The sequence below is a fragment of the Pseudovibrio sp. POLY-S9 genome (assembly GCF_001431305.1).
Taxonomy (GTDB): Bacteria; Pseudomonadota; Alphaproteobacteria; order Rhizobiales; family Stappiaceae; genus Pseudovibrio.
In genome coordinates this window covers 1-266 of the sequence record NZ_LCWX01000144.1, presented here as the reverse complement: position 1 = coordinate 266, position 266 = coordinate 1, and the positions used below count along the sequence as shown (strand labels likewise).

The window sequence follows — 266 nt, the reverse complement described above, 5'->3', positions numbered from 1 at the left end:
GAACCGAAATCAATCCCAGCGTCCTCGGATTGGCAGCGATTTGAAGCTCCTCTTCCTAATCAACTCTGGCAAATGGATTTTAAAGGTTGGATCAGGCTGGAAGACAACACTCGTTGCCATCCTCTCACGGTTGTCGACGACCACTCCCGGTTTGCGACCTGCCTTAAGGCTTGCCCAGACCAACGCACCAATACAGTTAAAACGGCTTTAGAAGAGAGCTTTAAGCTCTACGGCTTGCCGAGAGCCTTTCTGGTTGACAACGGTTC

The 266-nt window shown here is 50.8% G+C and carries 1 protein-coding gene; it reads left to right on the top strand.

Going from position 1 to position 266, the window contains the following annotated elements:
* Positions 1 to 266, top strand: a 266-nt coding sequence (locus tag PPL9_RS12230) for a DDE-type integrase/transposase/recombinase (RefSeq protein ID WP_152986682.1), incomplete at both ends; no start/stop codon positions are given.